Origin of the sequence: Streptosporangium sp. NPDC050855 (assembly GCF_044456585.1) — a bacterium.
Taxonomy (GTDB): domain Bacteria; phylum Actinomycetota; class Actinomycetes; order Streptosporangiales; family Streptosporangiaceae; genus Streptosporangium; species Streptosporangium longisporum.
Genome location: NZ_JBITFY010000038.1, coordinates 1 through 22,085, shown reverse-complemented (window position 1 = coordinate 22,085; position 22,085 = coordinate 1). Strand labels below are relative to the sequence as shown.

At 71.3% G+C, this 22,085-nt stretch carries 16 protein-coding genes and 1 riboswitch; of the genes, 8 read left to right on the top strand and 8 right to left on the bottom strand.

Annotated elements, in window-relative coordinates:
* Positions 1 to 23 precede the first annotated feature (23 nt).
* From ACIBCT_RS39245 to ACIBCT_RS39215, 7 genes are all read left to right on the top strand, one after another.
* Positions 24 to 590, top strand: a complete 567-nt coding sequence (locus tag ACIBCT_RS39245; protein ID WP_399197120.1) for a TIGR03086 family metal-binding protein — start codon at positions 24 to 26, stop codon at positions 588 to 590.
* 47 nt (positions 591 to 637) lie between these two features.
* Positions 638 to 1,234: a metal-dependent phosphohydrolase gene (locus ACIBCT_RS39240; protein WP_399197119.1), complete on the top strand. Its 597-nt coding sequence runs from the start codon at positions 638 to 640 to the stop codon at positions 1,232 to 1,234.
* An 85-nt stretch (positions 1,235 to 1,319) separates the two neighbouring features.
* Complete coding sequence (locus tag ACIBCT_RS39235) at positions 1,320 to 2,120, top strand: DeoR/GlpR family DNA-binding transcription regulator (RefSeq protein ID WP_344895736.1); 801 nt, start codon at positions 1,320 to 1,322, stop codon at positions 2,118 to 2,120.
* Positions 2,117 to 3,196, top strand: a complete 1,080-nt coding sequence (gene galT / locus ACIBCT_RS39230) for a galactose-1-phosphate uridylyltransferase (RefSeq protein ID WP_399197118.1) — start codon at positions 2,117 to 2,119, stop codon at positions 3,194 to 3,196. Before ACIBCT_RS39235 ends, galT begins: the two co-directional genes overlap by 4 nt.
* A gap of 71 nt (positions 3,197 to 3,267) precedes the next feature.
* Positions 3,268 to 3,404: riboswitch (cyclic di-AMP (ydaO/yuaA leader) on the top strand.
* Positions 3,405 to 3,407: 3 nt separating this feature from the next.
* A complete protein-coding gene (locus tag ACIBCT_RS39225) occupies positions 3,408 to 4,382 on the top strand; it encodes a coiled-coil domain-containing protein (protein WP_399197117.1) in 975 nt (324 codons plus the stop codon).
* Positions 4,383 to 4,725: 343 nt separating this feature from the next.
* Positions 4,726 to 5,286 carry a hypothetical protein gene (locus ACIBCT_RS39220; protein WP_399197116.1) on the top strand — a complete coding sequence of 187 codons (561 nt, stop codon included), beginning with the start codon at positions 4,726 to 4,728 and terminating at the stop codon, positions 5,284 to 5,286.
* Positions 5,287 to 5,366: 80 nt separating this feature from the next.
* Entirely contained in the window at positions 5,367 to 6,542 is a 1,176-nt protein-coding gene (locus ACIBCT_RS39215; RefSeq protein WP_399197115.1) for an RNA ligase RtcB family protein, read from the top strand.
* A 177-nt stretch (positions 6,543 to 6,719) separates the two neighbouring features.
* Here the strand turns inward: ACIBCT_RS39215 and ACIBCT_RS39210 are convergent, their stop codons facing one another.
* Entirely contained in the window at positions 6,720 to 8,174 is a 1,455-nt protein-coding gene (locus ACIBCT_RS39210; RefSeq protein ID WP_399197114.1) for an endo-1,4-beta-xylanase, read from the bottom strand.
* A gap of 1,014 nt (positions 8,175 to 9,188) precedes the next feature.
* Here ACIBCT_RS39210 and ACIBCT_RS39205 point away from each other — a divergent pair.
* On the top strand, positions 9,189 to 10,241 hold the full coding sequence (locus ACIBCT_RS39205) for a LacI family DNA-binding transcriptional regulator (protein ID WP_399197113.1): 1,053 nt from the start codon (positions 9,189 to 9,191) through the stop codon (positions 10,239 to 10,241).
* A 132-nt stretch (positions 10,242 to 10,373) separates the two neighbouring features.
* On the opposite strand, the gene ACIBCT_RS39200 is transcribed toward ACIBCT_RS39205, so the two are convergent.
* The 7 genes from ACIBCT_RS39200 to ACIBCT_RS39170 all read right to left on the bottom strand — a co-directional run bounded on the left by ACIBCT_RS39200 (position 10,374) and on the right by ACIBCT_RS39170 (position 21,367).
* Positions 10,374 to 11,843 carry an endo-1,4-beta-xylanase gene (locus ACIBCT_RS39200; protein ID WP_399197112.1) on the bottom strand — a complete coding sequence of 490 codons (1,470 nt, stop codon included), beginning with the start codon at positions 11,841 to 11,843 and terminating at the stop codon, positions 10,374 to 10,376.
* Positions 11,844 to 12,434: 591 nt separating this feature from the next.
* A complete protein-coding gene (locus ACIBCT_RS39195) occupies positions 12,435 to 15,935 on the bottom strand; it encodes a ThuA domain-containing protein (protein WP_399197111.1) in 3,501 nt (1,166 codons plus the stop codon).
* 21 nt (positions 15,936 to 15,956) lie between these two features.
* Positions 15,957 to 16,805 carry a sugar phosphate isomerase/epimerase family protein gene (locus ACIBCT_RS39190; protein ID WP_399197110.1) on the bottom strand — a complete coding sequence of 283 codons (849 nt, stop codon included), beginning with the start codon at positions 16,803 to 16,805 and terminating at the stop codon, positions 15,957 to 15,959.
* Positions 16,787 to 18,004, bottom strand: a complete 1,218-nt coding sequence (locus ACIBCT_RS39185; RefSeq protein ID WP_399197109.1) for a substrate-binding domain-containing protein — start codon at positions 18,002 to 18,004, stop codon at positions 16,787 to 16,789. The genes ACIBCT_RS39190 and ACIBCT_RS39185 overlap by 19 nt, the downstream gene beginning before the upstream one ends.
* 11 nt (positions 18,005 to 18,015) lie before the next feature.
* On the bottom strand, positions 18,016 to 18,948 hold the full coding sequence (locus ACIBCT_RS39180) for an ABC transporter permease (protein WP_399197108.1): 933 nt from the start codon (positions 18,946 to 18,948) through the stop codon (positions 18,016 to 18,018).
* On the bottom strand, positions 18,945 to 19,946 hold the full coding sequence (locus ACIBCT_RS39175) for an ABC transporter permease (RefSeq protein ID WP_399197107.1): 1,002 nt from the start codon (positions 19,944 to 19,946) through the stop codon (positions 18,945 to 18,947). Before ACIBCT_RS39175 ends, ACIBCT_RS39180 begins: the two co-directional genes overlap by 4 nt.
* A complete protein-coding gene (locus ACIBCT_RS39170) occupies positions 19,943 to 21,367 on the bottom strand; it encodes a sugar ABC transporter ATP-binding protein (protein WP_399197129.1) in 1,425 nt (474 codons plus the stop codon). The genes ACIBCT_RS39175 and ACIBCT_RS39170 overlap by 4 nt, the downstream gene beginning before the upstream one ends.
* Between the last annotated feature and the right edge of the window lie 718 nt (positions 21,368 to 22,085).

The following is a 22,085-nucleotide window of genomic DNA, read 5'->3' as shown; positions in this document are numbered from 1 at the left end:
CGTCCGGGAGGACATCGGGAGGCATGATGACCATCGACGTACCGGAGGCCTACGGTCGCGCGCTGGACGCCTTCGGCGCGCTCGTCCACCGGATCGCTCCCGACCAGTGGGAGACCCCCACGCCCTGCGTCGACTGGGACGTGCGGGCGCTGGTCAACCACGTGGTCGGTGAGAGCCTGTGGGCTCCGGAGCTGCTGGCCGGGCGGACCTCCGCCGAGGTCGGCGACGCCTTCGACGGGGACCTGCTCGGCGACGACCCCATCAAGGCGTTCGACACCTCGGCCGTGGCCGCCGTCCAGGCGGTGACCGCCCACGGTGCCCTGGAGGGCTTCGTGCGCCTGCCGTTCGGCGACGTGCCCGGCCGCGAGTACGTCACCGAGCTGTTCGCCGACGCCCTCATCCACACCTGGGACCTGGCCCGCGCCATCGGCGCCGACGAGCGGCTCGACCCGGAGCTGGTCGAGGCCTGTGCCGCCTGGTTCGCCGCCGCCGAGCCCGGCCGGGAGCAGGAGACGGCCCCCGGGGAGTCCCGGTCGCCCGCCGAGGACGCCCAGGCGCGGCTGCTGGCCTCCTGGGGCCGTGACGCCTGACCCGTCCGGGCCGGGGTCCCGGTCCGGCCGCCTCTAGGCTCCCTGGCATGAGCGAGAAGCTGATGACCCGCTGGCGGTCCCTGGCCGGCCCCGGGGCCGAACGGCTCGGCCGCGAACTGATCGCCCGCTACGACGAGCCGCACCGCAGGTACCACACGACCGCCCACCTGGAGGCGGTCCTGGCCGGGGTCGACGCCCTGGCCGGTCACGCCGAGCACCCGGACCTGGTGCGGATGGCGGCCTGGTTCCACGACGCCGTCTACGATCCCCGCAACGCCGACAACGAGGAGCGCAGCGCCCGGCTGGCCGAGCGCGCGCTGCCGGAGGCGGGCCTGTCCCCCGAGGCGGTGGCCACGGTCGCCCGGCTGGTCAGGCTGACCGTCACGCACGACCCCGCACCGGACGACGCCGACGGGGCCGTGCTCTGCGACGCCGACCTGGCGATCCTGGGCGCGCCGGAGGACGTCTACGCCGCCTACGCCGCGGCCGTGCGCGAGGAGTACGCCTTCGTGCCCGAGGAGGCGTTCAGGGCCGGGCGGGCCGCGGTGCTGCGCTCGCTGCTCGCCCTCCCGGCGATCTTCCGCCTCGAGGGGCCGGAGGCTGCGGCGCGGGCCAACATCGAGGCGGAACTCGAACGGTTGTGAGCGGGCGGTTCACCATGTTCCAACACCCCCTCTCGGCCCTCGGCGTGGTAATTTGGTGGAATCTGGTGAATTAAGGGGAGTGACGATGCTCGCCCAGCAGCGGCAGCAGGCGATCCTGGAGAGGGTCCGCAGCAGCGGCGGTGTCAGGGTCGCCGACCTGGTCCGTGACCTCGGCGTCTCCGACATGACGATCAGGCGCGACCTGGAGGTGCTCGCCGAGCGAGGGCTGGTGGAGAAGGTCCACGGCGGCGCCACCGTGGCCGGGCCGGGCTCGACCGAGGAGCCGGGCTTCACCGCCAAGTCCGTGCGCCAGCAGGCCGAGAAGGAGACGATCGCCCGCACCGCCGCCGGGCTCGTCCGGCCCGCCACCGCCATCGCGCTCTCCGCGGGCACCACGACCTGGACGCTCGCCCACCACGTGGTCGACGTGCCCGAGCTGACCGTGATCACCAACTCGATCCGGATCGCCGACGTCTTCCACCGCTCCCCCAGGGCCGACCGCACGGTCGTGCTGACCGGCGGGGTCCGTACCCCCTCCGACGCGCTGGTCGGCCCGGTCGCGGTCGCGGCGGTCCGCGGCCTGCACGTCGACACCCTCTTTCTCGGCGTGCACGGGATGAGCGTCCGCGCCGGGTTCACCACGCCCAACCTGCTGGAGGCGGAGACCGACCGGGAACTGGTCGCCTCCGCCCGCCGCCTGGTGGTGACCGCCGACCACACCAAGTGGGGAACGGTCGGCATCAGCACGATCGCCGAGCTGTCCCAGGCGCACATCGTGATCACCGACTCCGGCCTGTCCGGCGAGGCACGCGAGGAGCTCGCCGCCTCGGTCGGCGAGCTGATCATCACAGAACCGCAGCAGGAGAGCGAGACCGCCACCCGATGAAACGCACCGCCACCCACCTGGCCGACGGCCGGGAGCTTTTCTATTTCGACCGGCGCGACGACGCGGACAGGGGTGCGGCCGACCTGCGCGACCTGCCGCCCCGGCCCGCCGCCTCCGAGCTGCGCTACGACCCGCTGACCGAGGAGTGGATCGCGGTGGCCGGCCACCGGCAGGGCCGTACCTTCCTGCCCCCGGCCAGTGAGTGCCCGCTCTGCCCGTCCGGTCCCGGCAACCTCACCGAGGTCCCCTCCCCCGACTACGACGTGGTGGTCTTCGAGAACCGCTTCCCCTCGTTCTCGGCCCAGCCGGGCGAGTACCCGCAGCCGGGCGGGCTGAGCGAGGTCCGGCCCGGGATCGGCCGCTGCGAGGTGGTGTGCTTCACCTCCGACCACGACTCCTCGTTCTCCCGCCTGTCGCCCGAGCAGGTCGAGCTGGTCATGGAGGCCTGGATCGACCGTACGGCCGAGCTGTCGTCCCTGCCGGGGGTGGAGCAGGTGTTCTGCTTCGAGAACCGGGGTTCGGAGATCGGCATCACCCTGGCCCACCCGCACGGGCAGATCTACGCCTACCCGTACGTGACCCCGCGCACCAGGCTGAACCTCGCGGCGGCCGGCCGCTACCGGGACCGCACCGGGGGCGACCTGTTCGCCGACGTCCTCGCCTCCGAGCGGGAGGCCGGGGTGCGGGTGGTGGCCTCCAACGAGCACTGGACGGCGTTCGTCCCGGCCGCCGCGCGCTGGCCGGTCGAGGTCCACCTCTACCCGCACCGGAGGGTCCCCGACCTGATCGGCCTGGAGTCGGCCGAGCGGGCGGCGTTCGGGCCGCTCTACACCGACGTGCTGCGCCGTCTCGACGGGCTCTTCGACATGCCGATGCCCTACATCGCGGCCTGGCACCAGGCACCGGTCAACACCGGCCGGGACCTGGCGTACGCGCACCTGGAGCTGTTCAGCATCCGCCGCGCGCCGAACAAGCTGAAGTACCTCGCGGGATCGGAATCGGCCATGGGGGCCTTCGTGAACGACGTGCTGCCCGAGGAGACAGCACATCTACTGCGCTCCATTGTCACGAGCTGATCACTGATAGGTCTCGTTTGAGGTCGCGTGACCTGGGGTTTACCACTACTATCCTTCCCACATCGGCTGTAGCAGCCGATATGCCTAATCCCAGGCGCCTCGCCCGGGAGCCGGGGAACCACCGCACCTGGGGTGAAACCACTTCGGTGGAAGGGCATCCTCCAGCCCGAACCCGTCAGCTAACCCGGTAGGCGGAAGGAGAGGAGAGTTCGTGGCGGCCTCGTCCCCCACGTTCCGTCGCCATGCCGCTCTGGTCCTCTGCGTGGGCTCGATCGCCGCGTTCACCCTCGGCGCTCCCACCGCGGGAAGCGCCGACCCCAAACCGACCGAGGCCGAGCTCCGCGCCGACCTGGTCAAGCTCAACAAGAGGATCGACGCGCTGATCGAGACCTACGCGGCCAAGCGCGAGTCCCTCAACAAGGCGGAGAAGGCCGAGGCCGTGGCCAAGCAGAACCTGCGCAGGGCCGAGGAGGTCTACGCCGAGAACGAGAAGCAGGTCGACTCCATCGTCCAGCTCCACTACCAGAGCAGCATCGGCGGCCTGCCCGCCCTGCTGTTCGCCGACGACATCGGCGGCGCGGCGGTGATGGAGCAGCTCACCGCCGAGCAGAGCGCCCACCTGCAGGGGTTCGCCCAGAGCGTGGAGCGCAGGAAGAGGTCGGCCGAGACCGCCGCCCGCCTCACCGACGACATCGCCGAGGAGGCCAAGGAGGTCCAGGAGCGGCGCGAGGAGGCCGAGGACCTGATCGAGGAGATCAAGGACAAGCTCGACAAGCTGGTCCCCACCGGTTCGGGCCGCCGCTCCGACGGAAGCTGGGCCCCACAGCTGCCCACCGGCGCCGACAACATCACCGACCGGACCCGGATCATGCGCGAGGCGATCAAGAGGCGCTTCGACCTGCCGTACTCGGTCGGCTGCTACCGGGCCGCGAACGACGGCGGCGAGCACCCGCTGGGCCGCGCCTGCGACTTCATGATGAGCACCGGCGGCACGATGCCCACGGCCGCCAACCTCAGGCTCGGTGACGAGATCTCCGCCTGGGCCATCAAGAACAAGGCCAGGCTCGGGGTGAAGTACGTGATCTGGCGCCAGCGCATCAACCACGGCTCCGGCTGGAGGGCCATGTCCAACCGCGGCGGCGTCACCGCCAACCACTTCGACCATCCGCACATCTCGATGTACTAGCGCTGCGACGGTCTGACCCGCGATTTCTCGGTCTACTGCCTCTCTCAGGGCACTTCGCCCGTCGCCCGTGCGTCTTCGACCGTCTGTTTCGTGCGGTCCTCCCCGGAGGCGCCGGGTGCGCGCAGCGCCCGCAGGGTGACCCCGGGGCCGGCGTGATAGCACATTCCGGCTCCGTAGGCCAGGTCCCGTCCGGGATGCTCGGCCCGGCGTGCGGGGGGTCGATCCGCCGAACGGCACATGGGAACCGACGGGGCCCGGCGGCAGGGTTGAGGCATGGCGGCACGGCACCCTTTCCGGGATCGCCGGAGCAGGCCTCACCCTCACACCTCAAGGAGCCGTTGACATGAGATCCGCAATGATCCGGGCAGGGGTCACCGCCGTCGCCCTTTCGCTGGCCACGGTCGCGACGATCGGTACATCGGCCTCGGCCGCGTCGCCCGCGACGAGCAAGGACCCCCGGTGGCACGTGTCCGGCACCGCGAAGATCCACTTCGAACCGGCGGCCGACGACGACATCACCTTCACCATCACCGCACGCGGCGTCTTCACGGAGGCCGAGGGCATCGTCAAGGTCGACCACTACCTCCCCGACGGCAACGGCGGGGGATTCGAGGCGGAGGTGGACTGCCTCGTGGCGGGCGGCCCGGTCGCGACGGTGACCGCCGTCATCACCACCTCCACCTCGTTCCCGGTCGGTACCCGGGTCGCGGTCAGCGTGTACGACGGCGGGACGGACAGGTCCGGTGGCGGTCGTGATCGGATCGGCTGGAACTGGTCGGTACCGACCGGCGCGGTGCAGCCCTGTACGGCTCCCGCGACGTTCGCCACCGTCGAGCGGGGCGGGTTCACCGTCGTCGGCAAGGGCTGGCCCACGCCTCCCGCGCAGACCGGCACGGGGAAGTAGCGCCACGGCCGGCTCGTCCGCATGCCGCGCGGGCGGCGTTCACCGAGCCGGTACCGCGGTACGGCCGGGTTCGGCGACCGGTGGTGAGCGGGTGGTCCTCACCTGCCCGGGCCGGCGAGCCGTCTCGGACCGTCAGTGTGTTCGCCTCCCCCGCGAGCTGGATCGAGTCCGACGCCCTCGCGCAGTGCCACCAGGTGGCCGCGCTCGACGGCATGACGCACATCGCCGCCATGCCGGACCTGCACCCCGGCAAGGGCGCCCCCATCGGGGCCGCCATGACCTCCACCGTGCTGTACCCGTTCCTGGTGGGCTCCGACATCGGCTGCGGCATCGCCGTGTTCCCCATCAGGCTGAGACGCGCCGTACCCGAGAGGCTCGCCGCCCGCTTCCCCGACCTCGATCGCGCGCTGGACCCCGAGCGGGACGCCGGCGACCCGGCCTGGGCCGTGGTGAAGGGCGACATCCCCGCCGGTCACGCCGAGGGCCTCGGGACGGTCGGCCGGGGCAACCACTTCGTCGAGCTGGCCCGGATCGGGACCGTCTTCGAGCCGGGCCACGCGAGCCGTCTCGGACTCGCCGAGGGCGACCTGGTCCTCGTCGTCCACAGCGGTTCCCGGGGGCTGGGCGAGCGGATCCTGCGGGCGCACACCGAGGTCCACGGCGCGGGCCCCGCCCCCGACCCCGGCGCCTACCTGGCGATGCACGACGACGCCGTCCGCTGGGGGTCGCTCAACCGGCGGCTGCTGGCCGCCCGGGTCGCCCACGCCCTGGGGGCCGAGCCCGCCGAGCCGCTCGTCGACCGGTGCCACAACCTGGTCGAGGTCCGCGACGGGCTCTACCTGCACCGCAAGGGGGCGGCGCCGGGCGACGGGTGCGACGTGCTCGTCGCCGGTACGCGAGGCACCCCCTCCTACCTCGTGGCCGCCCACGCCGGGCCGGACGCCGGGCACTCCGTCGCGCACGGCGCGGGCCGCAAGATGTCGCGTGCGGACGCCCTGCGCCGGGGCCGGGCCAAGCACACGGTCGAGGAGCTGCGCCGCACGCCGGTGGGGTCGCTGGTGGTGTGCGGGGACCGCCAGCTGCTCTTCGAGGAGGCGCCGACGGCCTACAAGCGCATCGAGCAGGTGATCGCCGACCTGGTCGCCCACGACCTGGCCACGCCCGTGGCCACCACGATCCCCCTGGTCACCTACAAGACGGCCGACCTCGGGTCCGCGCCCCGGCGGGACCGGCGCCGCGAGCGAGGACGGCGGTGAGCGTCCACCTGCTCCTGTCGGCCGGGCGCGGCCCGGCCGAGTGCGCCTGGGCGCCGGCCCGGCCGCTGCGCCGCCTGACGGTGCGCCGGCTCCGGTGACGGCCGTTCCCGGCCTGGCCGGTCGCCTTCAGGCGGAACGGCGCCGGGGCGGCGGTCGTGGCCGCCCCGGCGCCGGGGGTCATCGCGCGGTGGCGCTGTTGCAGGTCACGGCCGGGGTGGCCGCGGTGCCGTTGGCGGTGAAGCCGAAGGTGGTCGACTGGCCCGCCGCGATGGTGGCGTTGTAGGGGGCGTTACGGACCGTCACCGTGGAGCCGGACACGCTCGCCTCGCCGTTCCACAGGCTGCTGACGCTCTGCCCGCCGGGCCAGGTCCACCGCACGGTCCACCCGTTGACCGGCGCGCTGCCCGCCCGGACCGTCACGGTCGACTGGAAGCCGCCCGACCAGCTGTTGGTCGTCGCGATCGTCGCCGAGCACTCCCCCGTACCAGGGGTCGGAGTCGGGGTGGGCGTGGGTGTGGGGGTCGGGGTCGGGGTGGGGTCCGGGTCCGGGTCCGCGGCGTTGAGGGCGTCCAGCACGGCGTTGTAGGCCGGCTTCTTGTTGCTGCCGCTGAACAGCAGCGGGGTGTCACCCGAGCGCCAGGAGTCCTGGTCCCGTACGCCCCAGACGGTGATGCCGGTGCAGCGCGGCACGGCCAGGCAGTCGTTGGTAACGCTGGCGTAGGTCGTGGGAGAGGCACCCTGGATGTCCAGCTCGGTGATCTGCACGTCGACGCCCAGGGCGGCGAAGCTGGAGATGGTGGTGCGGAAGTTGCTGTTGTAGGGGCTGCCGCTGTTGAAGTGCGCCTGCAGGCCCACGCAGTCGATCGGCACGCCGCGGGCCTTGAAGTCGCGGACCATGTTGTAGACGCCCTGGGTCTTGGCCCAGGTCCAGTTGTCGATGTTGTAGTCGTTGTAGCAGAGCTTGGCGGCCGGGTCGGCGGCCCGCGCGGCGCGGAAGGCGACCTCGATCCAGTCGTTGCCGGTGCGCTGCAGGTTGGAGTCGCGCCGGCCGCCCCCGCTGTCGGAGAAGGCCTCGTTGACCACGTCCCAGGCGTAGATCTTGCCCTTGTAGTGGTTCATCACGCCGTTGATGTGGTCGATCATCGCCTGGCGCAGCGCGGATCCCGACAACGCCTCCATCCAGGCGGGCTGCTGGGAGTGCCAGGCCAGGGTGTGGCCACGGACCCGCTTGCCGTTCTGCACGGCCCAGTTGTAGACGCGGTCGGCGGCGGTGAAGTTGAACTGGCCCCGCGCGGGCTCGGTTGCGTCGATCTTCATCTCGTTCTCGGCCGTGATCATGTTGAACTCACGGTTGGCGATGGTCGTGTACGCCGAGTCGCCGAGCTTGCCCGCCGAGATCGCGGTGCCGAAGTAGCGGCCGCTCTGGGCCGCGGCGGCGCCGAGAGTGCTCGCCGCGGCGCTGACCGAGGCGGTACCGGCGGTGCCCGTGGAAGCGGCGCCGGCCGCCACCGGGCCGGTCACCGCCGTGAGCGTGCCGAGCACGAGGGTGCCGAGGGCACCGGTGATCAGAGCCCGGCGAAGACCGCCGAGGGGCCGGCGGGTCCGGGGTGGGGGTATGGCGTTCGTGCCCATGTCTGAGCCTCCATGACCGAAGTGGGGGAAAGTGGGAGGAAGGGGTGCACGCAGGGCGACGCCGCGCCGCTGTCGTCGAACGCACACCATGAGGGCGTCGCGGTCCGCCGGAGCCTTCGTGCACCACCACCGAGCACGGCCGGACCGTTTCAGGGCCTAGTCTGGAAACACTGCCGAAACATGTCAAGGTCCGACTGAAAATTTCGGCCCCCGGGTGCGTCTGCCCGGCCGTCCCGCTCCGCGGCGCATCCTCTCTCCGGCCACCGGATGCGGCGGGACGGCACGTCGACCGGCCGGATGACCTCGTCCGTGAAACATTCATCACCGGGCTACTCCCAGGGGTGGTCGGCGACGCAGTTCGGCCGCGCGGTCACCGGGCCGTCCGGGAAGGACCGCGACCGGCCGCTTGACGGGGCCTCGCGCCCTCCTGTTTACTCCGGCGCACCACCACCTCCCCCGTGAGAACGGGGTTCTCGGCCGCACTCGCCGGCGCTCGCGGGGCCGGCGAAGGCGGCCACGACGCGGGCCCGGCGGCCGGCACGACACCATGCATGCCCACGTCAGGCCCACGTCAGGCCCTGTCAGGTCCTGTCAGGTCCTGTCAGGTCCCTTCAGGTTCACGACATGTCATGGCGGGTCCACGGCGGGCACCACGTTCGCCCCTTCGGTGAACCGCGTCGCGCGTGGTCGCCGCCACTCGCCGTACGGCGCCGCCGGACGCAGGGCACACGGATGCCGGTGGGGAACGGCCGCACCGCGCTCCCGCCCACGACCGGGCCCCGTCCTCGATCGCGGCATCGCACGGGCCGGACCGCGCGCGGACCTTCCACGTATCCACGACCGGAATCGAGCTCGGCGTTGAAAGTTTCACATGAGCGATAAGGAGCCACGGGCGATGACCAGGCATTCTTCGCCTGCAGATCCCCGGCTCCTTTCACCGCTCCCCTGCCGGTCTCCGGCACGGGCCGGCGAACGTCGCCCGGTGCGGGTGGATCATATAGTTACAATCCCGCTATGACCTGGCCTGAAGAGCGGTTCTCCGACCCGATGTCGTCGCCTCAGGCTCTGACCCTGGCCGAGCTGGCCGAACGGGCGGGCGTCTCCACGGCGACGGTCAGCAAGGTCATCAACGGGCGCACCGAGGTCGCGCCGGAGACGCGCGCCCTCATCGAAGGCCTCATCCGCGAGCACGGCTACCGCCGCCAGCGCCAGCGCGTCCGCCCGGCCCGCCTCATCGAGGTGGTCTTCCACGAACTCGCCGGCGACTATCCGGTCGAGATCATCAAGGGCGTCCAGCAGGTGGCGAGGCGGAACCACGCGGCCGTCGTGATCTCCGACTTCCAGGGTGACCACACGCCGGGCCGTACCTGGATCGAAGAGGTGATGAGCCGCCGTTCGACCGGGGTGATCACGGTGTTCTCCAGCCTGACGCACTCACAACGCGACCAGCTCGCGACCCGCAACATCCCCCTCGTCATGCTCGACCCGCTGGACCTTCCCATGTCCGGCGTCCCGTCGGTGAGCGCCGCCAACTGGAGCGGGGGGCTCGTGGCCACCCGGCACCTGCTCGAACTCGGGCACCGCCGCATCGCCGTGATCACCGGTCCCCCCAACGCCGTCTCCAGCAGGGCCCGCGTGGACGGCTACCGCGCCGCGCTGGAGATGGCCGGTCTCTCCGTCGACCCGGATCTCGTCCGTACGGGCGACTACCACATCGTCTCCGGGTTGAAGCGCACCAAGGAGCTGATGGGCCTGCCCGAGCCGCCGACCGCGATCTTCACGAGCAACGACGGCCAGGCGATCGGCGCGTACTGGGCCGCCGCGGAGCTGAATCTGCGGATCCCCGACGATCTGAGCGTCATCGGCTTCGACGACATGCCCTCCGTCCGCTGGACCCTCCCACCGCTCACCACGGTCCGCCAGCCGCTGACCGAGATGGGCAACGCGGCGGCGACCATGCTGCTCGCCCTGGCCGACGGCAGGCAACCTGCGCAGACGCGCGTGGAAGTGGGCACGGAGCTGATCGTCCGTGGGAGCACCGCACCGATCGGGAACCGGCCGGCCTGATCCGTCGGCCCTGCCGCACGCTCCCACGTCCTCGCCCCTCGGGGCCGGAGGCGAGGGATCCCTGCCACCCTGCACGCGACAGATGACGGCCGGGGCCACGCCCCGGCCGTCGTCCTTCACGCCGTTGGGGGATCAGGTACCGCTGTAGGTCCACTTCTGGTTGTTGCCGCCGTGGCAGGAGTACAGCTGGATCAGGGTGCCGTTGGCGGTCCCGGCGCCCACGGCGTCCAGGCACAATCCGGACTGGACACCGACGACGGTGCCGTCGGAGTTCAGCCGCCACTTCTGGTTGTCACCGCCGTGGCAGCCGTAGATCTGCACCTTGGCGCCGTTGGCGGTACCGCCGGCGTCCAGGCACTTGTTGCCGTAGACCCGCAGTTCCTGTGCGGAGTTGGCGGTCCACTGCTGGTTGGGGTTGGTGTGGCAGTCCCACATCTGTACCTGGGTGCCGTCGGTGGTGGAGGCGTTGGGCACGTCCAGGCATCGTCCGGACGCTGTGTTCCTGACCTGCCCGGTACCGGTGCCACCCGTGGGGGTGACCGTCGGGGTGGGGCCGGGTGTGGGGCCGGGTCCCGCCGCGTTGAGGGCGTTCAGGACGGAGGTGTAGGCCGGCTTCTTGTTGCCGTTGCCGTCGAACAGCAGCGGGGTGGTGCCGGAGCCCAGCCAGGAGTCGCTGTCGCGTACGCCCCAGACGGTGATGCCGGTGCAGCGCGGCACGGCCAGGCAGTCGTTGACCACGTTGGCGTAGGTGGTCGCCGAGCCGCCCACGATGTCCAGTTCGGTGATCTGCACGTCCACGCCGAGCGCGGCGAAGCTGGAGATGGTGGTGCGGTAGTTGCTGTTGTAGGGGCTGTTGTTGTTGAAGTGCGACTGCAGGCCGACGCAGTCGATCGGGACGCCGCGGGCCTTGAAGTCGCGGACCATGTTGTAGACGCCCTGGGTCTTGGCCCAGGTCCAGTTGTCGATGTTGTAGTCGTTGTAGCAGAGCTTGGCGGCCGGGTCGGCGGCGCGCGCGGTGCGGAAGGCGACCTCGATCCAGTCGTTGCCGGTGCGCTGCAGGTTGGAGTCGCGACGCCCGCCCCCGCTGTCGGCGAAGGCCTCGTTGACCACGTCCCAGGCGTAGATCTTGCCCTTGTAGTGGTTCATCACGCCGTTGATGTGATTGATCATCGCCTGGCGCAGGGGGGCGCCCGACATCGCCTCCATCCAGCCCGGCTGCTGGGAGTGCCAGGCCAGGGTGTGGCCACGGACCCGCTTGCCGTTCTGCACGGCCCAGTTGTAGACGCGGTCACCGCCGCTGAAGTTGAACTGGCCCTGGTTGGGCTCGGTGGCGTTGATCTTCATCTCGTTCTCGGCCGTGACCATGTTGAACTCACGGTTGGCGATGGTCGTGTACGCCGAGTCGCCGAGCTTGCCCGCGGCGATCGCGGTGCCGAAGTAGCGGCCGCTCTGGGCCGCGGCGGCGCCGAGCGTGCTCGCCGCGGCGTCGGCGGGGACCGTCGCCGACACCAGTACCGCGGCGGCGCCGAGTATGCCGAGTGCACCGGCGGCCAGGATCCGGCGCAGCCGGGTTCCGGGCGAGGGTATGGCGGTTACGCCCATACCTGAGCCTCCATATCTCCGTGACGAAGAGGGGACGAAGGTCCCCGCGGGGTCGACGCCGCGTCGCCGTAGGGCGGACGCACACCACCGGGGCGTCGCGGACGCGGCCCTGTCCGATCACCACCTGACGGCGGGGTCGCTTCCGGAGACTCAGTGTGGAAACCTTGCCGAAACTTGTCAATACCCGAAAGAAAGTTTCGAAACGCCCCTTTCCCCCTGACAGGACGACCGCGCCTGGACAAGCGGGATCCGCACTCCGAAATTTTCGGTCACCTCTCGTCCGGCGTGACATCATGTTGAAACTTTCATCACCGGGCACCGTCCGTGCCGATGAGCGGGGCGTCGAGGCGCAGATGGCCGCGTTCCGGCCCGCCCGATCCGCCCGGCCGCGCCTCGCGTTCTTGACAACGGCTCGGCCCCTCGTGTGTGCTCCGCTGCACACCACCTACCACCCGCCCCGCCGAGAGGAGCACAGCCGACGAACCACGCGCGAAGGCCGACGGCCGTGTGCTCCGCGAAACCAGCTGGGGCCGGCCCGCTGACGCGGACCGGCCCCAGGGGTTCCGGTGTCACATGAGGATCAGACGAGGGTCAGGAGCGGGTCCATCTCTGGTTGGCGGCACCGGTGCAGGTCCAGATGTGGACCTTGGTGCCGTTGGCCGTGCCGTTGCCGGAAACGTCCAGGCACTTGTTGGCGCCGACGGCGGTGATGGTGCCGTCGGTGTTCAGGCGCCACTTCTGGTTGTTCTGGCCGTTGCAGTCCCAGATGTTGACCGCGGTCCCGTCGGCGGTCCCGGCACCGGACACGTCCAGGCACTTGTTGCCGTACACCCGCAGCTCCTGCGCCGCGGTCGAGGTCCACTGCTGGTTGGGCTGGCCGTTGCAGTCCCAGATGTTCACCGCCGCGCCGTTGGCCGTCGAGGCGCCGCTGACGTCCAGGCACCGGCCCGAGCCCACGCCCTTCAAAGCGTTCCCCGAAGGCGTCGGGGTCGGGGTGGGCGTCGGGTTGCCGTCGCCCTGACCGACGCCCCTGCCGTTGAAGGTGATGGAGTCGACGTCGAACGCGTTGGCCGTCGGCGCCTTGAACACCACGTACAGGACGCGCGTGCCACCGGGGTCGGTGACCCGCGCCGCGGGCAGGGACGCGTACGTGTTCCATCCCCCGGTCGCCGGTACGGCGGCGGAGGCGACGAGCGCCCCGGTCGGCGAGCCGGCGCGCAGCTCGATCGACGCCCCCGTGGCGGACGGCGCCGAGACACGGAACGACACCGAGTCGATCCCGGACAGGTTGACCGGCGTGAAGGAGACCCAGTCGTTGTTGGAGACGTCACCGATGCGCCTGCCGCCCTCGGCCCCGGCCTCGTCGACGGTCCGGACCCCGGACGAGCCGGAGAAGTGCTCGGCCTGCTTGTGCTTGGGGTTCAGGGTGATGCCGGCGCTGCCCTTCAGGCCGGTCGAGTCGGTGTAGTCGGCGGCCAGCACGTAGTAGACGTTGGACGCCTCGTCGTGGCCGGAGGCGGTGGTCGTGACCGTCCCGGAACAGCCGGTGTACTGACCGGTGTCGTGGGCGTGCTGGTCGTGGCCCAGCGCGGTGATCACGTTGACCTTGGCGCAGTCGACGGTGCCGTCCTCGGGGTCGGTGACGTTCACCGTGTAGGAGACCCGGTCACCGAAGGAGATGAACCCGCCGTCGGGCGGTGCCGAGAAGACGACCTTGGGACGGGTGTTGCCGACGACGACGGTCGTCGTGACGCTCGCCGTCTTCCCGCTCGCGTCCCGGACGGTCAGCCTGACGGTGTAGGTGCCGTTGGCGGTGTAGGTGTGGGACGGGTTGGCCGCGGTGGAGGTGCCGCCGTCGCCGAAGTCCCAGGCGTAGGTGATCGCCTCACCGTCGGGGTCGGCCGAGCCGGCGGAGGAGAACGCCACCGTGAGCGGCGCGGCGCCCGAGTCGGGGTTGGCGATGATCTTGGCCACGGGGGCGCGGTTGCCGACCACGTAGTCGATCCGGTAGATGGAGTCGTCGGTGTTGGCGTGGCCGAAGCCGTTGCCCCAGTCGGCCATGTACAGGGCGCCGTCCGGGCCGAACTTCATGTCGATCGGCGCGCGCGGCGCGATCTGCGCCACGAAGGGGTTGATCTTCAGGAGGTTGCCGGAGGCGTCCAGGCGGAACTCGTTGACGAAGTTACGGCTCCAGTCGTAGAAGAACGGCGTGCCGTCGAAGTACTGGGGGAACTTCCGGTCGGAGGTGCTGGTCGCGTTGTAGCGGTAGAACGGGCCGCCCATCGCGGCGGCGCCGCCGCAGCACTTGATCTCGGGGAACTGGGCCGAGACGTGGTAGTTGTACCAGACGTTCGCGGGCTGGGCCGGGGGCAGGGTGGTCAGGCCGGTGTTGTTGGGCGAGTTGTTCACCGGCGCCGAGCAGTTGAACTTCGCCCCCGAGGTGTTGGTGGCGAAGTTGAAGTCGTTGAACGGGATGTTGTTGCCGACGCAGTACGGCCAGCCGTAGTTGCCGGGCTGCTTGATCAGGTTCCACTCGACCGTGCCCTCGGGGCCGCGGTTGGCGTTGGCGCTGCCCGCGTCCGGACCGTAGTCGCCCACCGAGATCCAGCCGGTGTTCTTGTCGACCGAGAACCGGAACGGGTTGCGGAAGCCCATCGCGTAGATCTCCGGCCGCGTCTTGGCGGTGCCCGGCGCGAACAGGTTGCCGGCGGGAACGGTGTAGGTGCCGTCGGGCTCGGGGTGGATGCGCAGGATCTTGCCGCGCAGGTCGTTGGTGTTGGCCGAGGACCGCTGGGCGTCGAAGTGCTCCCGGCCCGGACGCTCGTCGATCGGCGTGTACCCGCTGGAGCCGTTGGGGTTGGTGTCGTCACCGGGGCCGATGTACAGGTTGCCGTTCGGGCCGAAGGCCAGGTATCCGCCGGTGTGGCCGGGCTCGTCGACGTTGCGGTAGGCCGGAACCTCGATGAGCTTCTTCTCGCTGGACAGGTCGAGGCCGGTGCCGTTGAAGGTGAACCGCGAGACCCGGTTCACCTCGCCCCCGTTCGCCGGTGAGTAGTTGAGGTAGATCCAGCCGTTGGCCGCGAAGTTCGGGTCCAGGGCCAGGCCGACGCCGCCGTCCTCACCGCCGTCGTACACCGGCAGGGTGCCGATGACGCGCGTGCCGCCGCCGCCGGCGGGGATCAAGTTGACCTTGCCCGAGCGGGAGATGTAGAAGACCCTGCCGTCGGCGGCCACGTCCAGCTCCATCGGCTGGTCGGGGGCGCCGTCGAGGGTGACCTTCTGGAAGCGGGCCGCGACCGTGCCGCCGCAGTCGCCCGGCGCCGCGCCCGCCGCCCACTTCACCCCGCCCAGCAGGTGCTGCCTGAAGTAGGCCTCGGAGTAGGAGGAGGCCTGGTGGCCCATGGCGGTGGCCCACACCCGGCCGCCCTCGGGGTTGTGGCACCAGGAGATCGGGTGGTCGGCGCCCATCCTGTTCGGCCCGGCGTCGTAGGTGGTCTCGTCGGCCGTGACGAGCACGTGCACCGAGCCGCGCATGTTCCTGTCGAAGTTGTACCACTCCTCGGTGCGCGTCCACCGGTCGGGCAGGCCCACGGTGGAGGGGTGCACCTTGTCGGCCACCTTGGCGGTGCCCTGCACGGTCGCCGAGTGCGCGGTCATGTGCGCCCCGGCCATCACGACCTGGTCCCACCAGGGGAACTGCGTCTCGATGTTCATGTCGGTGGCGTTGTGGACCGCCACGACGCCTCGCCCGCTGCGCACGTAGGACTGGAACGCCTGACGCTGGGCGTCGTTGTCCCAGATCATGCCGCTGGTCTGGAACATGATGACCGCGTCGTAGGTGTTGAACGTCGCCGACGTGAAGACCGAGGAGTTCTCGCTGAGGTCGACCTGGAAGTTGTTGTCGGCCGCCAGCTGCTGGAACATCGCGATGCCGGCCGGGATGGCGTCGTGCCGGTAGGCGCCGCTGGCGGTCTCGGAGAACAGCAGGACCTTGAACTGGGGCGCGGCGGCGTTCGCCACCGGTGGCACCACGAACAGGAACAGTCCTAACAGGGCCGAGGCCAGGGCCGGGAGCAGGTGTGATCTTCGCATGGGGGGTCTCCTGGGAGGGGGTCAGGTGGTGAGGGTGCGCAGAAAGGCCAGTCCTTCGGTGGCAAGGGCGTCCTGGGTCGGGGCGAGGGGACGCCAGACGGACGCGGCGGTGGCGATGACGGCGTTGTCGGAGGTGAAGGACTCGATCACCAGCGGGCCGCCGTAACCCACGCCGTGGAGGGCGGTGACGAAGCCCGGCCAGTCGAAGCGGTCGCCGCCGGGGGCGCCGCGGTCGGTCCCGCACGCCTGCACGTGCGCGATCCTGGAGCCCGCGAGCAGGACGGCCCGCGCGGGGTCCTTCTCCTCGATGTTCAGGTGGTAGGTGTCCAGGGCGATCCCGCAGTCCTCGGGGAGGGCTTCGAGCGCCTGCTCGACGGTGTTGACGAGGCTGGTCTCGTACCGGTTGAGCGGTTCGACACCGATCCGGACCCCGCGTCCGGCCGCGTGGGCGAGGACCGGTCTCAGGTTCTCCCCCAGCTCGGCGTAGAGCGCGCGCCGCTCCTGCGCGCTCATCGGCCAGGTCCTGCCGACGGAGGAGTAGGCGGGCCCGCTGACCGCGGGCGCGCCGACGGTCACCGCGACGTCCACGCAGTGCCGCAGGTAGTCCTGGGTGGCGCGGATCGTCTCCGGCGAGGCGGCGACGAGCTCGCGTCCCGGCGGCATGGTGAGCACGACCGACGCCCGCAGTCCCAGCTCGTCCAGCAGGGCCGCGGCCTTGCCCGGGTCCCAGTCGCCCGGGTGCTCGACCGGCAGCTCGATCACGTCGAACCCCCATCGCGCGATCCGCGGCGCGAGATCGGCCAGCGTCTCGTCGGTGAGCGGTGAGACCCAGACCCAGGTGTTGACGCCGATCACGACGTGCCGCCCCACTTCTCCGGGTAGCCGGGCAGGTCCTCGCACCCGCACAGGGCGTAGTGCAGCGGCGGCATGCCGGGCACCAGACGGGAGGAGAGGGTCTCCTGGGTGATCGTCGGCTGGGGCAGGTTCCACACCTTCGGCACCTGCTCACCCTTGAGGATCTTCAGCGCCGCGATCACGGGGGTGCGCCACTGGTAGGTCGGGTAGGTCGGGGCGATCGCGGTGAGCTTGGCGTCGCTCCACTTCTTCAGGAAGTCCTGCTGGTCCTCGCCGTTGATCGGCGGTACGGGCTGACCGGCGTCCTCGAAGGCCTCGACGGCCGCGACGGCGGTGGCGCCCGCGTCCATCCAGACGCCGTCGATCTTGCCGTGGCGCTGGATGTAGTCGCTGACGATGCTCTTGGTCTTGGCGGCGTCGCCGTCGGTGAACTCGACGCCGACCACCTGCAGGTCGCTCCTGTCGAAGGCGACCTTCGCGGCCGACCACCGGGTCTCCAGCACGTCCACCCCGGGCAGGATGCGCAGCGCGAGGATCTTCCCGCCCGCGGGCACCTTGCCGACGAGGAACTCGGCCGCCTCGGCGCCGAAGGCGTACCCGCCGATCGGCTTGATGAAGGTGACCGGGCAGTCGGTCTGGACCCCGCGGTCGAACACGATGACCGGCATCTTGGGGCAGGCCCCGGACACCGCGGGCGTCAGCGTGGCCGTGGTGTTGGGCGAGACGATCAGCGCGTCGCACCCCTTGTCCTGCAGCTCCGCGATGTCGGAGATCTGCTTGTCGTCCTTGCCCTCGGCGTCCAGGGCGGTGAAGCGCGCGATCTCCTTGTGCAGCGCGACCTCGGCCTGCATGGTCTTCCAGCCGACCTGCCGCCAGGGGTTGTTGACCGCGGCGTTGGAGAAGCACAGGTGGTACGGGCCCGCCTTCTTGTACGCGGCGGTGTCGACGGGCTCGGGGTCGATGCTCTGCTCCCACGGCTTGTCCGACGGGCCGGTCGGCTCTGCCTTGCGCATCGCCATCTGGGCGTCGTGGTCCGCCTGGACGAAGAACTTCGACTGCGCTCCGGTGCCCTTGTCCGGCGCCGCGGCGGCGGCGGAGGAGGACGTGGCGGCGGTGACGGCGGGCACCGGGGTGTCGCTGGTGCACGCGGCCGCCGGCAGCGTCAGCGCGATGAGCGCGGCGACGGTGAGAAACCGCCGCGAGGGTGTGCGCATTATGGGTCCTTTCACGTGGCGGCCGCGGTCGTCCTGCGCGGGAGCCTCACGGCTCCGAGCGCCACCGCGGCTATGATGATCACTCCCTGTACGGCGGGCTCCAGGGCCCCCGAGACGCCGTGCAGGTTGAGAAGGGTGAACAGGGCCTCCAGGGTGAAGGCTCCGGCCATCGCGGCGACCACGGAACCGCGGCCGCCCCCGAGGGCCACGCCGCCGAGCACGACGGCGGTGATGGCCTGGAACTCCAGGCCCTGGCCGACCTGCGCGGAGACGCCGGCGAAGCCGCCGAGCAGGACGGCGGCGACCGCCGCCGACAGCCCGGAGATCATGAACGCCACGGTGCGCACCCGGGCGACGCGGACGCCGGACAGGGCCGCGGCCCTGTCGTTGTCACCGGTCGCGACGAGCGTGTGGCCGAAACCGGCGCGCATGACGGCGACGGCGAGGCCCGCGAGCGCGACGAGGATCAGGACCGACCAGGGCACCGGCCCCGCGCTTCCCCGCCCCAGCTCGCGGAACTGCTCGGACAGGGCTCCCCGGGGCGCGCCGCCGGTCCACAGGAAGACCGCCCCCGACAGGATCAGCAGCATGCCGAGCGTGGTGATGAAGGACGGGACGCGCAGCAGGGTGGTGACGAGCCCGTTGACCAGCCCGACGAGCGGCCCGATGACGATCAGCAGGACCAGCACGGGCCAGGTGGCCTCCGCCGAGCCGTCGACGAGCCGGGCGGCGATCACCACCTCGGCGGTGACGATGGAGCCGACCGACAGGTCGAACTCGCCGGACACGATGACGAAGTACTGGCCGGCGGCCAGGATCACCAGCGGGGCCGCCCGTTTGACGAAGGCCAGGAAGGTGGGCGGCTCCAGGAAGAGGGGGTTGACGGCCGCGATCGCCACGAGCAGTCCGGCCAGCACCACGAGGATGGGCAGTGCGCGTCTCATCCGGTCCGCCTCCTGCGGGCGTAGATCGCCAGGGCGGCGATCAGGACCACGCCCCGCACGACGTCCTTGGCGAAGGAGTCGATCTCCAGCTGGTTGAAGATGCTGTCGAGGACGGCCAGCAGCAGGACGCCGCCCACGGTCCCGGCGACCCCGCCGCGGCCACCGGCGAGGGCGGTCCCGCCGAGGACCACCGCGGCGATCGACTCCAGGTCGTAGCCGCCGTCGGTCCCGACCGTCGGCGCACCGGCTCCGAGCCGGGAGGCCAGCAGCAGGCCGGCGATCCCGGCGCAGACCGAGCAGAGCACGTGGGCGACGACGACGACCCGCTCGGTGCGGATCCCCGACAACCGCGCGACCTCGGCGTCCCCGCCGACCGCGTAGATCCGGTATCCCAGCCGGGTCCGGCTGAGCAGCAGCCACGCGCAGACCGCCACCGCGGCCCACAGCAGCGCCGACACCGGCAGCGGTCCGATGCGGTCGTAGCCGAGATGCCGGAAGGACTCCGGCACGCTGCCCGCCGGTCCGTCGTAGCGGTGGTCCAGCACGCCCTTGATGATCAGCGCGACCCCGAGCGTGGCGATGAAGGCGTGCACCCGGAGCCTGGTGACGATCAGGCCGTTCGCCAGCCCGGTCAGCGCGCTGACCGCCAGCACCGCGGCGATCGCGGCCGGCACGTTCGCGCCGGCGCCCGCCATGATCTCGGCCGCGACCAGCGAGGTCAGGCTGATCAGGAACGCCACCGACAGGTCCAGGCTCCCGGCCAGGATCACCAGGGTCTGCCCGACCGCGACGATGCCGAGCGCGGCCGAGCGCTGCTGGATGCCGACGACGTTCTCCAGGCCGAGGAACCGCCCGCCGTCCAGGGCGAACAGCAGCCAGCCCAGCCCGACGAGCAGGACCAGCGCGACGTAGACGGCGCGCGCGGGACGGTCGGCCGACAGCCGCCGCAGGAGCGAGCCCGGGGCCGGGACGCGCCGGAGTTCCAGCTGCCGGGTCATGACGCGGCCGCCACGGCCATCACGGCCTCCTCGCTGGAGCCGGCGGGCAGTTCCCCGGCGACGCGGCCCTCCCGCAGCACCACGATGCGGTCGCTCATGCCGATGAGTTCGGGCAGCTCGGAGGAGACCATGAGGATGGCCATGCCGTCGCGGGCGAGTTCGCGGATCAGCTCGTGGATGGCGGCCTTGGCGCCGACGTCGACGCCGCGGGTGGGTTCGTCGAGCAGCAGGACGCGCGGCGCGACCGTCATCCACCTGGCCAGCACGACCTTCTGCTGGTTGCCGCCGGACAGCAGCCTCACCTCCCGGGCCAGGTGCGAGGAGTCGAGCCGCACGCGTTCGAGCAACGGCTCGATCCGGGGACGGCGTCCGCGGACGGCCCGGGTGGCGAGCAGGACGTTGTCCCGCACCCGCTGGCGCGGCAGCAGCCCTTCGGCCTTGCGGTCCTCGGTGACCAGGCCGATCCCCGCGGCGATGGCCTCGCGGACCGACCGGGGACGGCAGGGGGTCATCTCACCGCGGGTGAAGGGCTCGGCGCCGAACAATGCCTTGGCCAGTTCGCTGCGGCCCGAGCCCTGCAGCCCGGCCACCCCCGTGACCTCCCCGGCCCGCAGGTCGAGGTCGATGCCGTGCAGGGCGGCGTTGGCGCCGTCGCGCACGCTCAGCACCACCTGCCCGGGCGGACCGGCCGCCCTGGGCGGGTAGTAGGACTCGAGCTCCCGGCCGACCATCAGGCGGACCACGGTCGCGGTGTCCAGGGCGGAGGCCCGCTCCGTGGTGACCCGGGCACCGTCCTTGAGCACGGTGATCCGGTCGGCGAGCTCGAAGATCTCGCGAAGCCGGTGGGAGATGTACAGGACCGCGATGCCGCGCCCGGCCAGGCGCCGCACCAGCGCGTAGAGCAGCTCCACCTCGTGGTCGGCCAGGGCGGCGGTGGGCTCGTCCATGACCACGATCCGGGCGTTCAGCGACAGGGCCTTCACGATCTCGACGACCTGCTGCTGGGCGACCGAGAGCCGCCGGACGAGATCGCGCGGCCCGAACGACTCCTCGCCCAGCGAGCTCAGCAGCTCGGCCGTCGCCGACTCCATCGCGCCCCGGTCGACCATGCCGCGCCGGACGGGCTCGCGGCCGAGGAAGACGTTCTCGGCCACCGTCCGTTCCGGCAGCAGGGTGAGCTCCTGGTAGATGATCGCCACCCCGGCCCGCTGCGCCTGGACCGGATGCCCGAACACCACGGTCCGGCCGTCGATCTCGACGGTCCCCTCGTCCGGCGCGTGCACGCCGGCGAGGATCTTCATGAGCGTCGACTTGCCCGCGCCGTTCTCCCCCACCACGGCGTGCACCTCGCCGGCGGCCACCTCCAGATCGACGCCGCCGAGGACGCGGACGCCCAGGAAGCTCTTGCCGATGCCGGTCATCCTCAGCACGTGGCCCGCCCGCCGGACGGCACGGTCAGGCCGGCCCGTGTCGCACCGGTGGGATCGTCCGAGGGCGATCTCCGCGCCGTTCGGTGAGGGGAGTCGTGCACGAGGATCTCCTAGTGGCGATGAGGGGTCGTGCCGGACCCGGCGCGCCCGCCCGGCCGTTCCCCGCCGGCGGACGACCCGGGCCGCCGGTCCGGCGTCCGCTCGCGAGGCCGGAAGGCGCGCCCGCCCGGTGAACGGCGTGTGGCGTGAGGGAGACCGGGACCGGCCATCCGGCGATCATCAAACCGGTTCGGTTAGGAAAATAAGCCCACTTAATATCAGTGTCAAGTGCCTTTATTTCAGATATTTACGGACACGACGGAGGGGTCGGAGACCGTGCAGCGTGCCATGGGATCCGCCATTCGCGAAGCCCTTCCGCTGGAGGACACGGGAAACCGGCGGTCCCGGCCGACGCGGGCGGGATACGGCGCGGCCGCGTCCGCGACCATGATGAGTATGAAACTTTTGCCGCCCGGTTCGTCCAGGTCGTCCAGGTCTTCCGAGTCGTCCGGTCTTCCAGGTCGCCCGGGTCGTCCAGGGCGCCGGACGTGCGGGGCGGGGGGGGGGCCCCCCCCCGGCGCCGGGTGACGCCCACCCCGTGGGCGGGGAAGCCCCCGCGCCGGCCGCCCAAACACGCGGGTACCCCCCAGGGTTGTGGCGCGCGCGGCGG